This is a genomic window from Bdellovibrio sp. (genome assembly GCF_036384735.1).
In the GTDB taxonomy this organism is placed as follows: domain Bacteria; phylum Bdellovibrionota; class Bdellovibrionia; order Bdellovibrionales; family Bdellovibrionaceae; genus Bdellovibrio.
Map to the genome: position 1 here is coordinate 1 of NZ_DASVLT010000068.1, position 15,917 is coordinate 15,917.

11 protein-coding genes and 1 tRNA gene are annotated in these 15,917 nt (G+C 44.5%); 2 read left to right on the forward strand and 10 right to left on the reverse strand.

From position 1 onward, the window contains the following. Window positions 1-95 (forward strand): transposase (locus VF412_RS20135; protein WP_414640837.1); only part of this gene is annotated, 95 nt, incomplete at its 5' end. Between the two features lie 81 nt (window positions 96-176). Here the strand turns inward: VF412_RS20135 and VF412_RS19070 are convergent. From VF412_RS19070 to VF412_RS19090, 5 genes are all read right to left on the reverse strand, one after another. Continuing rightward, a tRNA-Val gene (locus VF412_RS19070) sits at window positions 177-252 on the reverse strand. Window positions 253-363: 111 nt separating this feature from the next. Beyond that, the gene (locus tag VF412_RS19075; protein WP_331340867.1) at window positions 364-1,290 is read right to left on the reverse strand and encodes a hypothetical protein; all 927 of its coding nucleotides are present in this window, start codon (window positions 1,288-1,290) and stop codon (window positions 364-366) included. 9 nt (window positions 1,291-1,299) lie between these two features. Next, the gene (locus tag VF412_RS19080; RefSeq protein ID WP_331340868.1) at window positions 1,300-2,478 is read right to left on the reverse strand and encodes a hypothetical protein; all 1,179 of its coding nucleotides are present in this window, start codon (window positions 2,476-2,478) and stop codon (window positions 1,300-1,302) included. Window positions 2,479-2,481: 3 nt separating this feature from the next. Then, window positions 2,482-6,021 carry a DNA polymerase III subunit alpha gene (gene dnaE, locus VF412_RS19085; protein WP_331340869.1) on the reverse strand — a complete coding sequence of 1,180 codons (3,540 nt, stop codon included), beginning with the start codon at window positions 6,019-6,021 and terminating at the stop codon, window positions 2,482-2,484. Window positions 6,022-6,079: 58 nt separating this feature from the next. After that, the gene (locus VF412_RS19090; protein ID WP_331340870.1) at window positions 6,080-7,024 is read right to left on the reverse strand and encodes a hypothetical protein; all 945 of its coding nucleotides are present in this window, start codon (window positions 7,022-7,024) and stop codon (window positions 6,080-6,082) included. Window positions 7,025-7,149: 125 nt separating this feature from the next. On the opposite strand from VF412_RS19090, the gene VF412_RS19095 reads away from it, so the two are divergent. Then, window positions 7,150-8,979 (forward strand): ArnT family glycosyltransferase, encoded by a 1,830-nt coding sequence (locus tag VF412_RS19095; RefSeq protein WP_331340871.1) that lies wholly within the window; start codon window positions 7,150-7,152, stop codon window positions 8,977-8,979. Here the strand turns inward: VF412_RS19095 and guaA are convergent, their stop codons facing one another. The 5 genes from guaA to VF412_RS19120 form a co-directional block, all read right to left on the reverse strand. Then, window positions 8,980-10,503 carry a glutamine-hydrolyzing GMP synthase gene (gene guaA / locus VF412_RS19100; RefSeq protein WP_331340872.1) on the reverse strand — a complete coding sequence of 508 codons (1,524 nt, stop codon included), beginning with the start codon at window positions 10,501-10,503 and terminating at the stop codon, window positions 8,980-8,982. Window positions 10,504-10,505: 2 nt separating this feature from the next. Next, window positions 10,506-11,966, reverse strand: a complete 1,461-nt coding sequence (gene guaB, locus VF412_RS19105) for an IMP dehydrogenase (RefSeq protein ID WP_331340873.1) — start codon at window positions 11,964-11,966, stop codon at window positions 10,506-10,508. Between the two features lie 95 nt (window positions 11,967-12,061). Continuing rightward, the gene (locus VF412_RS19110) at window positions 12,062-12,568 is read right to left on the reverse strand and encodes a gamma carbonic anhydrase family protein (protein WP_331340874.1); all 507 of its coding nucleotides are present in this window, start codon (window positions 12,566-12,568) and stop codon (window positions 12,062-12,064) included. A gap of 43 nt (window positions 12,569-12,611) precedes the next feature. Then, window positions 12,612-13,721 (reverse strand): formylglycine-generating enzyme family protein, encoded by a 1,110-nt coding sequence (locus VF412_RS19115; RefSeq protein ID WP_331340875.1) that lies wholly within the window; start codon window positions 13,719-13,721, stop codon window positions 12,612-12,614. 53 nt (window positions 13,722-13,774) lie between these two features. Then, window positions 13,775-15,917, reverse strand: a 2,143-nt coding sequence (locus tag VF412_RS19120; protein WP_331340876.1) for a cation:proton antiporter, incomplete at its 5' end; no start/stop codon positions are given.

The window sequence follows — 15,917 nt, forward strand, 5'->3', positions numbered from 1 at the left end:
CGGAAGGTTTTAACAATCTCGCAAAACTGTTGCAGAAGCGGGCTTTCGGATTTAGAAGCTTTAAAAACTACAGGCTTCGTCTGCTAAGTTTATGATTTTTGTGTGTTTTGGATAAAGTTCCACCATGAAGTGAGTAGAACCAATTTAACGATGTACCTGGAAGTTTAAAGAAAAAATGGTGCGAATAACTGGACTTGAACCAGTGACCTCTTCCATGTCAAGGAAGCGCGCTACCAACTACGCTATATCCGCACTGAAATCTCCCTCATTTGGATTGAGGGAGATTTGAATTTATCGATTCCTTTTCTGCTCTGCAAGGAATTTTGCCCAGAACTTTGGCCGCTGGGCGCCATTGTCGCCTATTTAGTAAAGCTCTACGCGATCATTTTCTTTAAAGCCAGAGCCCGAGTGAATAACTGCAATAGACCCATCGTTTCCGAAGTAGCTGATCACTTCAAGTGTACCTTTCAAACGCCCGGGAACACGACCGATATGACTCCCACTTTCAGGGTCATACACATCATCGCCTTCTTCCATGACCTTCAAAAGATCACCCATCTGCAAGCCCGAAATTTTTCCTACATTCAGATAAATACGGTCGCCATTGATAGCAGCGATACGCCCTTCCCAAGAGACCTTCTCTAAAGACCCCAATACCTGCGGAGTGAAATCCAAGAAAGCATCTTTCACGATGGTCTCAATCATATCAGGATTATTTTGAAGATACTTATCCGTCTCGACACGCTCAGCAACACGAACACCTTGCTCTTCAACAGTCACAGTTTTTACAGTATTGAAAACTTCTTTACCCGTTCTTGCCGTCATCACACGAACCTGAGCAACAACCTCAAACACTGAAGTTAAATGTCGAACGACACCAACGTTATCGGTCTTTCTCTTGATACGAATATCAGTGATTTTACCTTCAAGAACAGCATTCACACCCAAGGCCTGAGCCGCACGAGAGACTTCAGCCAATTTGTAGTGATCGCCTTCCATCATTTTAGAAAGATCTAGATTCAATTCTTTGCTGTCAAACGCGATGACTTGACCGGAACGATTCAAATCTTGAATAAAGGCAGCCCTTGCTCTATCGCGAAATTCTTGAGGACGTTTATCTGAGGAATCCAAGAACGGCAAAACCATCAACCGTTTACGTGGAGCTGAATCATCACGACGAACCAGCTGATTGTCATTATGAATGTCACGACTCACAGTTGGCGTAGTGCGATCCATTGTCACACAACCGGCAAGAGCGAACATAACGATAGATGCAAAAAAGCTCTTCACAGCAACCTCCTATTGCGCGAACTTCAAAACGATTTCATCACGACCCTCAGAGACTTTTGTCAGCTTCTTGCCGTTAAAATCCAAGGCCTCGATTCTTTGAACCAAATCCGTCGCAGACACAGAGGCATCCACCTCATAACTTGTACCTTCAGTTCCGATCAGTCTTTCGCGAATGTTTTTCACCTGAGTAATTTGAGAACGAATTTTGTCCTTAACCCCTTCCATCAAAGGAAGGGAATGAGAACCCTGAATCGTCAAACGAATCACAGATGTTCCCAAAGAACCACGTTGCCATGCTTCAAACACTTGCGAGGCGAGGTCATTGGCGGTGCCTTCTAGAACCTCACGCATTTTTTTATCAACGGATGTTTCGAAAGGTCCTGGGTCTGTAGTGAATTTTCGAGACACATCCGCGATAGGACGTCCATTACTAACTTGAGTCGCCGTCAAACGAATCTCGATCGTGTAGTTTCCGCCTTTAGCTTCTTTATTAAACAATACTTGCCCATCGATAGTAACCGGAGCATTGAAGTATTGAGCAAAGAATTGAGCATCCTCACCAGAAATTCGCTCATTTTGAAAACTTGAAGGAACATTCGAACCAAGACCTGCTTCCATTGGCTTGATCACAAAGAAGTTCTTACCCTGGAAGGAGTTACGAAGAGCTTCCTCCATCGCGCGACCTTCTTTAAATAAAAATCCCTGTGGATTCTTATCCAAAGGTTGCCACCAACGATAACTGCGACCCTCGACTTGATCGACAAAGCTAATCACCGGCAAGACCACAGGAACCGCATCGTTTTCATTGAGCAATGAGTTTTCTTGCAGCATCTGTTTCAAATCGCGTAAAGAAAGTTTCATCTCGACCGCCATTTTAAAATCCGCGCCGTCCTGAATAAGAGGTGACGGTTTTGAAAACGGTATGTAGCGAGCTGAATTTTTAATGATTTTATTTTGAATCATCGCTTTGTTTTTATTAAAGCGATCCTCCCCCACAAGCTCTTTAATCACCTCTTCAGAGATTTTTTGCGAAGCCTGATTTTGAATATCAGCTTTTGCCGCTTGTGGAGTTGTTTCTTTAGAAACTCCGGAAAATGTACGATCTAAGAGATCTGCTTGCTGGGCAAGGGTCACCGACCCCAATGTTGTGATGAAAATCAAAGTTGCAATCCAAGATGTCCCGCGCATTTACTAACTCCTCAATTCAATAAAATCCGTACGTCCAAAGAGGGAATGAACCCCTTCAAAGAATTCGTTATTCACATTGATGCCGGATCCTTCAGTCATTTCCATCATCACACGACGACTGACTTCTGGCACATCAATTTCTAAACTAACCGTCGTAGGCCCCGGATAATCTTTCATCAACGATTGTAGACGAGGATAATCCTCTGGCGCGATACGATCTAGCCTTAAGACCATGCGTTTTGTCTTCTTAAGGATATCTTCCATAGGCGAAACTGAATCCACCATGATTTTTGCAACACCTTCTTCGACCTCAAGACCCCCGCCGATCAAAACCGGGCGCTCATCGCGAAGCTGAGCTTCGTTTTTCGAGTAGGCATCAGGGAAAATCACAAGTTCCACTGCACCTGTTAAGTCTTCGATCTTACCGAAGGCCATGCGTGTCCCTTTTTTTGTGATCAACTCCCGCAATTCGGTGATCAAGCCTGCCACCACAACGCGTTTTTTCGCAGCATCACGGTTTTTCCAGTCTTTCTTCGCCGCTTTCATAGCTTCCGCTTCCGGAGACCCTGGCGGAGGCATCTGTTTTGGCAAATCAACGACCTTACAGCTTGTCCAGATTTCTGATAATGTATCAAAACCCTTTAGCGGGTGATCGCTGAGGTAGAAACCAAGAACTTCTTTTTCGTAAGCCAGAGCGGCTGTGCGGCTCCAAGGTTTTGTTTCTTCAAGCTTCACCACCGTTTCAGTAGATGGCCCCAAATCAAATAAAGACGATTGACCCAGTTCGCGATCTTTTTGCAAACCTTGAGCGCGGTCCAAGAATTTTTGATAACCCGCCATAATCTGAGCACGATGAGCGCCGAAGCCTTCAAAAGCACCAGCTTTAATCAAACACTCGATTACTTTTTTATTTACGCGACGAAGATCGATCGAGTTAAAGAATTCATCAAGTGAAGAGAATTTCTTCTCAGGTAAAGATTCACGGGCTTCAATGATCGCCTCAACCGCGCCCTCGCCCACGCCTTTGATCGCCCCAAGACCAAAGTAAATCTCATCGCCATGAACGTCGAAAAGATATCCAGAGAAATTCACGTGAGGCGACTTCACAGTCAAACCACGTTTGGCCGCATCCTTCGAGTATTTCACGATCTTTTCTGTATCAGACAACTCGGTAGATAGAAGGGCCGCGAAGAATTCCGCAGGATAATGACATTTCAACCAGGCTGTTTGAATGGTCACTACAGAGTAAGCAGCGGCATGGGATTTATTGAAACCGTAGTCCGCGAACTTATACATCAGATCAAACAACTCAGAAGATTTTTCTTTGTTATGACCACGTTCCACCGCGCCCTTCATGAAGCGTTCGCGATGTTTATCCATCTCCTCTTTGATCTTTTTACCCATCGCACGACGAAGCATGTCGGCTTCACCGAGAGAGTAACCAGCGATCTTCGAGGCGATACCCATAACTTGCTCTTGGTAAACCATGATACCGTAAGTTTCTGAAAGAACTTCGCGTGTATCTTCAAGCAAATATTCAACGGGCGCTTTACCGTGTTTACGATCCGTAAATTCAGGAATGTTCGCCATCGGACCTGGACGGTACAACGACGTGATCGCAGTGATATCGGCAAAACTGGAAGGACGGATTTTTCTCGTGGCATCCGTGATACCCTCACCCTCGAACTGGAACACCCCAGCGGTGTCTCCGCGGGACATCATTTCGAAAGTGGCCGCATCGTTCATCGGAATCTGTTTTGTCGTGATTGTTTTACCACGATTTTTCTTGATCAACTTTAAAGCCAAGTTGATATGAGTCAGCGTCTTCAAACCCAAGAAGTCGAATTTGATCAAGCCGATTTTCTCGGCGTGCTTCATATCGTACTGAACAACCTGCTCACCATCGGCCCCTTTATACAAAGGTGCATGCTTTACGAGTTGTCCATCACCAATAATAACGCCGGCAGCATGGATACCGGCATTCCGCACCATGCCTTCCACACGTTGAGCAAGATCAATCAGTGTGGCAACTGTTGGATTCATCTCCATCAGTTCCGTAAGACGCGGCTCCATCTCGAGGGACTCTTTCAAAGTCACGCCAAGTTTATCTGGAATTAATTTTGTTACTTGATCCGTTTCAGCAAACAACATCCCTAAAACACGCCCCACGTCTTTAAGCGCCGCACGTGTTTGCAATTTACCGTATGTGATGATTTGCGATACGGATTCTTGACCGTACTTTTCAGTCACATAACGAATGACTTCCTGACGACGATCCTGACAGAAGTCGATATCGAAGTCGGGCATCGAAATACGCTCTGGATTCAAGAAACGTTCAAAAAGAAGAAAATTTGGAAGTGGATCTAGATCCGTAATTCTTAAACAATAAGCTACAAGGGAGCCCGCACCGGAACCACGGCCCGGTCCCACTGGGATATCATTATCCTTAGCCCAACCAATGAAGTCTTGGACGATTAGGAAGTAACCATTGAAACCCATGCGATCGATAATACCCAACTCGTACTCAAGACGAGCGTAGTATTCTGGCTTCTTTTCCTCAGGAACCATTTCACCACGGGCTTCCGCTTCTTCAAAGCGCACGAGTAATCCCTCTTTTGCTCTTTGAGCAATAAAGTCCCTCACCGTTACGCCTTCCGGAGTCCCGAAAGTTGGAAGATGATAAATCGGCTTTCCGTTTTCATCTTTCAGTTTAAATTTAACATCGCAACGTTCAGCGATTTGCAAAGTGTTGCTGATCGCTTCAGGCACATCAGCAAACAGCTCCTGCATTTGTTCCGGTTTTTTAAAATAGAACTCGTCTGTTCCCAAACGGAAACGACTTTCATCGCTCAAAGTTTTATTCGTTCCGATACAGATCAAAACCTCTTGGGCGATCTGATCGTCTTGAGTCATATAGTGCACGTCATTGGTGGCAACTACCGGCACACCCACAATTTTTGAAGCTTCCAGCAAGAAGGGATTGATTTGATCCCACTCGGACACACCTGTGCGACACATCTCGAGATACAAACGATCATCGAAAATTTCTTTCAGCTGACGGATTTTTGCCAAGGCCGCATCAGGCCCTTCACGCAAGAAAGCATCAGCCACTTCGCCACGAAGACCACCAGTTAAACAAATTAAATTTGAATTGTACTCTTTGATCACTTCGTAGTCGATACGAGGTTTCCAATAGAAGCCTTCTTGATAACCGATTGTCGAAAGCTTACAGAGGTTTTGATATCCTAACGTATTTTGCGCAAGCAAAACCAAACGACGGGGCCCCGCTGCCACTTGATCACGATCTTGTTTTTTCTCAAGTCGCGATCCCGGTGCGATGTAAGCATCCAAACCCAACAAAGGTTTCACGTTGTTATCTTTGCAAGCGAAATAAAATTCCACAGCGCCGAACATATTTCCGTTGTCGGTCAACGCTGCTGCCGGCATATTCATCGCCGCCGCTTTTTTAGCGATGGCTTTGACTCGGCAAGCAGCCTCTAAAAGGGAGTACTCTGAATGGGTATGAAGATGAACAAAAGACATGATAAATTCATATCTTAGCTGCCTTCTTTATTCAAATAAGAAGCCCCGCGTTGCAAGCCTAAAGAGCGTGAATTTTCACTCCCGTAGGAACCTGAGCTTTCTCTAGATTTAATCGATCGTTTCGAATCGGAATTATGATGGTTTTATCGTCATCTCCCCCATTGACAACCATTCGTAATTGCACCCCTTGAATCTGACTTGGATCCGTGGCCCCATCGATATTCCACATGGATGCGATACCATTCCGAAATTCAATCTTATCCGAGTTCGCGACCGTAGGATCTGCTTCTAACTCCAAATCCAAGATGCTGGCTCCCCAGCCACTTTTCACAGTCATATCGACTTGAATGCGCTGATAGAATTTTGTTTTCGAGGCATACTTCACCAAAGCAATGTTTGAGTAACCATCATCGGGTTTCACAAAGTCCAAATCTCTCGTACTTTCGCCCGCGATAACACCAATAAAGCGATAGCCTAATTTGGAATTTGGAATGTCCAAAGTGAATGGATGCCGAACTACCTGGGATTCGGTGAAATCATTAAATGAAATAATTAATCTTCCAGATGTCACATCATAAAGGCGATAGCCAGTTCTGGAATCACAACAGCCCTCTAGACCTGTGAGCATATAAGGTTCATCCAGGTCACTGATGCCATAGCTATTGGCTTGCTCTGTTTTGCTCCAAAGAACATTTTGAAGTTTGTTGCCGCTGCGAACATCCCACTTAAGACTTCCCTGAACTCCATCAACATTCAAATATTGAGAGTTCGTCAATTGAGTCTCTAGAAGATAAAGAATTGGCTGCTGCGCCTGTATTTTATAGTCTTCAATGATGTCATAATTCTGGATCGTTTTCTGAGCGATCAAAGCTCCACTTGAATCTTTGTAATAGGTAAAACTCGATAACCCCGACGTTTTAAAATAAATCGTCGTCGCGACAGCTCCTGCGATCGCGGAAAATAAAGTCACACTAGCGAAAAGATATTTCTTTTGAAAATTCATGAAGTCTCCTTGAAGTCCAATTCTTAGGTGGAATCGCAGAGTTTTCACATTACATCTTTTCCATGAGGCACTCTTAAAAAACTCGTAATTTGAAAAGAGTCCTTTCAGGCTGTACCCCTTTTCACATGTCTAAGAACAAAACTTTCATCTCTGAAAATTCAGCATTTATTTTATTGATGATGGCCACAGTTGCGGTCATTGCATGGTTCTGTTTAATCACGCCGACATCGAAATATGCTCAAGTGATTCATCCGGACTTATCCACGGAAGAAGACGCACCTTCTACAATCAAAAAGCATGTGGACGACGACGAGGACGGCCTTTTCTGGATCAAATTTACCGTGAGTCCTCCGCTGATCGCCATGAATCACCTTCGCTTGCATACGTGGTCTTGCGTGAACTCCATGATGACTGATTTGACGGAATGGGATTTACCGTCTGAGAAAACTCGCTGCAATAACAATTTCGGTTTCAGACTCACTGGCACAGCCGAAGCTTTAAAGAAAACCACTGTCTGGAGCTTTGCTGGTGATAACGATGGACGTCCTTTCGGAGTCTATCTTGATAAGGACTGGAGCGATCCCATCTGTATCGCAAGTCTTGGGATTTTATTTTCGTTGCTTAGCGCCCTGCTTTACTTAAAGCTTCCTGTCGAAAACAAAGGCCTCAAAGTATTTTCTATTGCTATTCTTTTAGGTGCTTTCTTTATTCGTTTCTGGAGTACTTTTATTTTATCTTCACCGCAATTCACTCTTGAATCCGATATGGGCGGATATTTCGAGCGTGGAATCGAAATGCTTCAAGGAAAATTTGATGTCGGCCAAAACTTTCAGCCACTAGGTTATACACTTTGGTCGATGCTGATTCGAAGCATCGGTGGATGGGAACTTCACAATTGGCTGCAGGTCTTTAGTTCATGGGGCGTGGTGCTTCTGACATTTCTAATTGCTCTTGAGTATTTTAATCTGGCCACTGCCATTTTTTCAATCTTTGTGGCCAGTATTCACTTTCCGCAAATCAGTTTTACTTCATACCATTTGGCAGAAACTACCTACAGCTTTCTTCTGACATTCTCACTTTGGTATTTACTGAGAACTTTACAAAAACCCACAGGGACAAAATTCATTTTCACAGGCGTTATTTTAATGGTGGCGTTTTACTTTAAAGGAAATCATGCCTTCTTTATTCCGATTCTTTGCCTGTGGCTATTGTATCGCTATCGCGCCGAGCTCAACAGAGCGATCAAATACATCTTAGGATTAGCTTTGGGATGTTTGATTGTTATGACGCCACATCTGATAGGCACAGCGGAAGTTTACGGAAAACCCATGGCAGGCCCCTCTGCTGGAGCATTGAATTTTGTCGAAGGGAAATGCCCTTGGAAAAACAATCGCGACAACAGTGGCATGTCATGGATGTCGCCATTGTTTGGACAAACCGGAGAGAAACTGCAAAAAACTTGGGACCATCCCTTCACAGATCAAAGCTTCTTCTGGAAGGAAGGCCTTAAGTGCGTTCATGACAATCCTGTGGTGATGGTCACAAGCTTCCGCTATATTTATTATCTTTTCTTCGGGAATGAACTATGGCCTGGAGGTTTTTCAACACAGTTGATGTCGTGGAATCATTTATGGCGTCCATTCTATCATTTGCTTTTATTACCAACAGCCTTGATTGGGTGTTCTTTACTGATGAAGAAAAATGAAGAGACTCAACAGATTCTCATGATGATGCTCTTATCGGTTTTCATAACAGTTTATATTTTCAAATCTGAAGTGCGCTTCCGAGTGCCTTTTGATGCTATTTTATTTTTGTGGTCAGGCTATGGACTCTTCTGGATTTATGAAAAAATCAAAGTCGTCGTTTTTGGTCATCATGATATGATAGAGTTAGAACGTGCTTTAATTGTCGATTCTACCCCTATCTCTATATCAAACGATTACGTTACAGAGTGATTATTCCCACTCGATTGTTCCCGGTGGTTTACTTGTGACATCGTAAACCACACGGTTGACACCCTTTACTTTGTTCGTGATGAGATTCGAAACATCACGCAAGAATTGGAATTCGAACGGATACCAATCCGCCGTCATACCATCACTAGATGTCACAGCCCTTAAAGTCAAAACATGGTCGTAGGTTCTTGAATCGCCTTGAACGCCCACTGTTTTAACCGGCAACAAGACACAGAGCGCTTGCCAGATCTTTTCGTAAAGACCGTGCTTACGAAGTTCTGAAATAAAAACATCGTCGGCTTCTTTAAGGATATGCAGCTTTTCTTCGGTCACTTCCCCAAGGACACGGATCGCTAGACCAGGGCCTGGAAAAGGGTGCCGCCATAACATTTCATGAGGAAGACCCAATTGCGCTCCTAGGGCGCGCACTTCATCTTTAAAAAGCTCGCGAACAGGTTCGACCAATCCTAATTTCATTTTATCAGGCAATCCCCCGACATTGTGGTGAGACTTGATTGTTACACTTCCCCCGATTGAAGAAACACTTTCAATCACATCAGGATACAAAGTTCCCTGAGCCAGATATTTAATCGGAAGATTTTTATCGAGACATTTTTCAAAAACTTCAATAAAGACACGACCAATTGTTTTGCGCTTATCTTCCGGATCTGTTTTACCAGCCAGAGCTGATAGAAACTCTTTTGCGGCCTTCACTCCACGCACATTCAAGCCAATGCGGTGATAACTTTCTAAAACATTTTCATATTCGTTTTTGCGCAGAAGACCATTATCTACAAAAACACAGTGAACACGTTCTTTACCCAACGCTTGGGTTAATAAAGTGGCAACAACTGTCGAATCTACTCCGCCACTGAGGCCGACAAGAACATGATCTGTATTTCCAACTTTTTTACGAACATCTTCCAACAAATGATCTTTGATGTGGGGGGCATCCCAATCCGCAGAAGCTTTACACATATCAGTGGCAAAATACTTTAAAAGATCCATACCATGTTCGGTATGAGCCACTTCGGGATGGAATTGCACCGCCAAAACGTTATCTCCAAGCATCGCTGCTGGATGATTGCCTTCAGACATCGCGATGATTTGAAAGCCTTCTGGTGCTTTTTCGACCACGTCACCATGACTCATCCATACCTTTTGTTTTTGAGGAATTCCGGGGATAGGAGAAGACCAGGTGACATAGTTAAGTCCGTATTCACGATGACTGGCTTTCGTAACTTTTCCGCCTAACGTATGAGTCAAAAGCTGCATTCCATAACAAACACCCATAACAGGACTTATGTTACGAAGTTCCTGAATTTCCCTTTGTGGAGATCCCACTTCATAAACTGAATTCGGCCCGCCACTAAGAATGATTCCGTAAGGATTTCTTTTACGGATTTCGTCCATCGACATTTTATAAGAATGAATTTCAGAATAAAAACCCAGCTCACGCAAACGACGTGCAATCAATTGAGTGAACTGCGAACCAAAATCAAGAATGATAAACCCGCGCACCATTCTTAGCTCTCAATTCGATAGTTAGGAGCCTCTTTAGTGATGCTCACATCATGAACATGGGACTCGCGCAAGCCCTGTGCAGAAATCTGCACGTACCTCGCGCGCTCTTGAAGTTCACCAATATTTCTTGCGCCCAAATAACCCATCCCAGATTTCAAGCCACCCACAAGTTGATGAATGATTCCTGAAGCAGATCCCTTGTACGCAACTTTGCCTTCAATCCCTTCCGGAACAAGTTTTTCGTTGTCTTCAATTTCCATTTGACCGTAACGGTCTTTCGAACCTTGAGCCATGGCACCAAGACTTCCCATGCCGCGATAGACTTTGTAACTGCGACCTTGGAACAAGATCGTTTCACCGGGCGACTCTTCAGCACCTGCCAGCAAGTTACCGATCATCACAGAGTTCGCACCAAGCGCTAAAGCTTTCGTGATGTCTCCTGAGAACTTAATTCCACCATCCGCAATAATTGTTTTGCCTTTGGCTTTCGCGATCTTCGCACACTCTACAACAGCAGAAATTTGCGGCATACCAACACCGGCTACGACACGTGTTGTACAGATACTTCCCGGACCCACGCCGACCTTCACAACATCAGCGCCAGCCTCAATCAAAGCTTGCGTGCCTTCCGATGTGACAACGTTTCCTGCGATAATGATCACATCTTTGAATTTTTTAGAAATATATTTCACCATTTCGATTACATTCTTAGAGTGACCGTGAGCGGTATCAATACAAAGAACATCTACATTTACACCAACTAAAGCCTCCGCACGCTCACGAGAATCAACACCGACTCCCACAGCCGCCCCGACAAGCAAGCGACCATGTTCGTCTTTAGTTGCCTGCGGATAGTTGCGCGCTTTTTCGATATCTTTGATTGTGATGAGCCCCTTGAGCCTTCCCTTGGAGTCCACAACCGGAAGTTTTTCAATGCGATGCTTTTGCAAAATCTTTTTTGCTTCCTCTAGAGTCGTGCCCATTTTCGCAGTGACAAGATTTTCCTTTGTCATCAAATTGCGAATGGGTTGATCGAAATTTTCTTCAAAGCGCAAATCGCGGTTGGTGAGGATCCCAATCAGAAGTCCATCGACAGTGATAGGAACACCGCTGATCGAAAATTTTTCCATCAAATCAACGGCATCTTGGACCTTATGATCCGGTCCCAATGTCAGTGGGTCCATAATCATGCCGCTTTCGTATTTTTTTACTTTTTCAACTTCAAGAGCCTGCTTGTCGATATCAAGATTCTTATGAATAATCCCCAAGCCACCAAATTGTGCCATGACTCGAGCCGTGCGATTTTCTGTCACCGTATCCATAGCGGCCGAGATGATCGGCGTATTAAGATATTTATCTCTTGCGAAAAGAGATCTTGGGACAACTTCTGTCGGGGTGATTTCAGAATATTGGGGGACAAGAAGAATGTCATCAAAGGTCAGGGCGTAAGGGATACGATCCATAAAACAGACTCCTATGGCAGGTTTAAATAATTCTGCGGAGTTTACCCGCAGAGTTCAACTAGAAGTCTGTCAGAAATCGGTTTTTGCGCTGCGGATTAGTACCAGGTTTTATACAAGAGATAATTATCTGCGGATTTTTCGAGCAATTGAACTTCTTCTTCCGTCAATTCACGCTTTACTTTCGCAGGGCGGCCAACCACAAGACTGCGCGGAGGAATCACGGTTCCTTCCGTCAAAAGAGAGCCAGCTCCAATCAAACAATGCTCCCCGACTTTCACCCCATCCATCAGAATCGACCCCATACCGACCAATGTGCCGCGCCCCACTTCACAACCATGCAGCATCACCAGATGACCTATCGTCACACGCTCTGCCAGTGTCGTACCATATTTACCGTAAGTTCCGTGAATGACGGCTCCATCTTGGACATTTGTTTCTTTACCGATTCGAATAGGCATGACATCGCCACGGATCGTGACATTGTACCAAATGGACGACCCCTCTGCGATTTTCACATCACCGATAATTCGCGCATTGTCTGCAATAAAAACATCTTTTTCTACGCTAGGAGTTGCTCCGCGAGCTGTAACAAAAACACTCATGACAGTCCTCAAGTTTAGAGCTCGAGAATATCATAATCACACATTACTGTGACAGAGTTTTTCCATCAGCTTTAGCCATTGTCGCATCATCATGAACCAGACGGAAACCCAGTTGCGGAGATCCGCTCATGATATCACCCTTACCACGTGAGCCTACGCGGTAAAGACCGCATTGATCTTCAGAACAAAGGAAAGAACCTCCGCGCTGAACCTTCTTTTTCACTTCAGGCTCTAGAGGATCATAACTTTCTTCAGGGCCCTGTGGGTTCGAGACAATTTTCTGCTTGGCTAAAGATTGATAATAATCTGCACGATACCAATCCGAAGTCCATTGCCATACATTCCCGACCATATCGTAAAGACCATAATTGTTTGGAGGAAAACTTCCCACAGGAGCCAACCCTGCAAAACCATCTTCAGAAGTATTTTGCTCTGGGAACTCCCCCTGCCAAGTATTCGCCATATATTTACCTTGAGGCTTGAGGTCATCACCCCAAGGATAAATTTTTCGCTCTAAACCGCCACGAGCCGCATATTCCCATTCGGCCTCTGTCGGCAGTCGGGCCCCTTTCCAGTCGGCGTAAGCTTTGGCATCTTCGTACGCGACCTGCACAACGGGATATTTTTCTTTTCCTCTGAGATCACTTTGCGGACCATCGGGATGACGCCAGCTTGCGCCCTTCACCCATTTCCACCAAACTGTATTTCCACTGGAGCCTTCGACCTTTTTCGTTGGAGGGATAAAGACAACAGCTCCAGGTTGCAACATCTCTGTCGGAACATTCGGGTACTCTTCGGGATTTAATTTTCTTTCAGCGACAGTCACGTAACCCGTCTGCTCGACGAACTCTGCAAACTCGGCGTTTGTGACCGTGTATTGATCCATCCAAAAGCCATCAACATGAACTTTATGAATAGGCTTCGCATCGTCGTAGCTATCTTTATCATCGCCCATCCAAAAGTCTCCGCCAGAAATCCAAACCATGCGATTGCTCAGCTGAAACTCTGGCTCTTTCAAATCGACAAGGTCCGATGACTTCGAAGATCTATCTTTAATTTGAGATGATTTTGTCACACTGAAGGCGATAAGCCCGCCGGCTCCGATGGAAACCAAAAGACCTAAAAGGGCTGACGCCAAATAGATTTGTTTCATTTTTTTATTTTTTTCTGGCCCCATAAATCACGTCAATTTGTAAGCTGACAAGTTTATTCAGACACGACCCAGACCAGATCCCCGTTCTGCAAAGTAAACCCTGAAGAAGGACCGAGGATTTTTTCTGATCCACGCTCAACCCCCACAACAAGTACGTTGCGCTCTTCACGCAACCGACTGTCACGGATGGTTTTACCAGTGTACTCCCCATTTGGTAGAATCTCAAAGGAAGTCAGACGATATTTTCCGGGTAACACCTGGGGCCATCGATGATCTTCACGGTCTTTTTCGACTTTCCTATGCATTTCATGCAGTTCATCTTCATTTCCAAAGCAAACAATCTGATCGTAAGGCCATAAAACAAAATCGCCAGTGGGCGCAAAATATTGCCTTTCACCACGTAAAACTGAAGCAATTGTGACTCCCCACTTTTCTTTAAATGCTAAGTCCCGCAAGCTTTTCCCGATCATTCCCGATTCAGCACCAAGTTCAAATACCTCCATAGAGGCATTCCAGGGAAGAAGCGTTGGATCAAACCTCTGCGCATTTTTCTCTTCACGCTCTTTTTCCGTCAAATTGCGCAGAAATCTTTTTTCAAAAAAAGCGTAAACTCTTTCGCCATATTTCAACGTGATGAAAATACCAACGAGCACACCCGTTATAAGCACACCCGAAGCAACTTCAAGGGATAAGAATTCACCCACCATGAATGACAAAAGCAATACCGCTAAAATGATTCTTCCTAAAGTCACGCCAGGTAGCAAACCGCGAAGGCGCATGAGTTGTTCTTTATCGGCCTTGGAAGGTTGACCTTGCACCAATCCCCAGAAGAACGGACTTGAAGCAATCAAGCATAGAATAAAAACCACAGTGCCCGCATGAGCCAGACTTTCTGTGGTATCTTTAAAATATTCAAAAGCTAAAATTTTAAATCCGAAAATGAACGCTAAGATCACCACAGAATTTAGTAAAACTTTGATTCCGTATGCGCTCATAATCAGACTTCCAATTCCTTGACCACCCTGACGTGTCACCGACGAATTATAAGTGTCTAACAAGGTCTTAAGGCGCTCAGGAAAATATTTATCCGTATATCTAAAAACAGCATCCGAAGATTTAATCAAATATGGCGTCGTGAATGTCGTAACCGCCGAAGCTGCCACCGCCAGCGGATATAGGAATCCACTGGTTACTTTAAGTGACACCCCTAAAGACGCAATGATGAAAGAAAACTCACCAATCTGCGCAAGACTCATCCCTGCTTGCAATGATGTCTTGCGATTTTGCCCTGACAAGATCGCACCTAAGTAGGTGCTGATAAATTTCCCAAAGATCGTAACCAAAGTGATAATCAAAACAAGCAAGCCATTTTCTTTGATCACATTCGGATCAATCATCATCCCGACAGAAACAAAGAACACCGCTGCAAAAAGATTTTTCACAGGATTTAAAAGCTTTTCGATATGATGACCTTCCGGAGTTTCCGCCAGAAGAGATCCCATCACAAAAGCGCCCAATGCTGGCGAAAACCCTGCCGCAGAAGCAATCATCACCATCACCAGGCAAAGGCCAATGGCAACAATCAGCATAGTTTCTTCTTCAAGAAGAGAACGAATTTTTCGCAAGAACGCGGGCAAAAGAAAAATACCTAAGATAAACCACAACAAAACCAGGAAAACCATGCGAAGAGTGATACTCACAAGCGAGGTTACGGAAAAACCCTCACTTGAAACCAGCGATGGCAACAAGACTAAAAGCAAGACCGCCACGACATCTTCCACGACAAGGATACCAAAGACCAATTCAACGAATCGATTTCCCTTCATCCCGAGTTCCTGAAACGCTCGCACAATGATGGTTGTAGAAGAAACAGAAAGAATACCACCTAAGAAAATACTATCGACATTATTCCAACCAAGGCTTCGCCCCGCCAGATAGCCAAGGCCCACCATGAAAAGAACTTCAAAGACAGCTGTGAATCCCGCAGAACCACCGACCTTCACTAGTTTTTTGAAACTGAATTCAAGCCCAAGGCCAAACAGAAGGAAGATCACACCGATTTCAGCCCAAACGCTAATACTTTCTTGATCTTGAACTGTTGGCGCCCAAGGAAAATGGCGACTTAAAAGAAAGCCCGCAATAAGGTAACCCAATACCAGCGGCTGCTTGAGCTTTTTAAAAACAAGGGTGACTAAT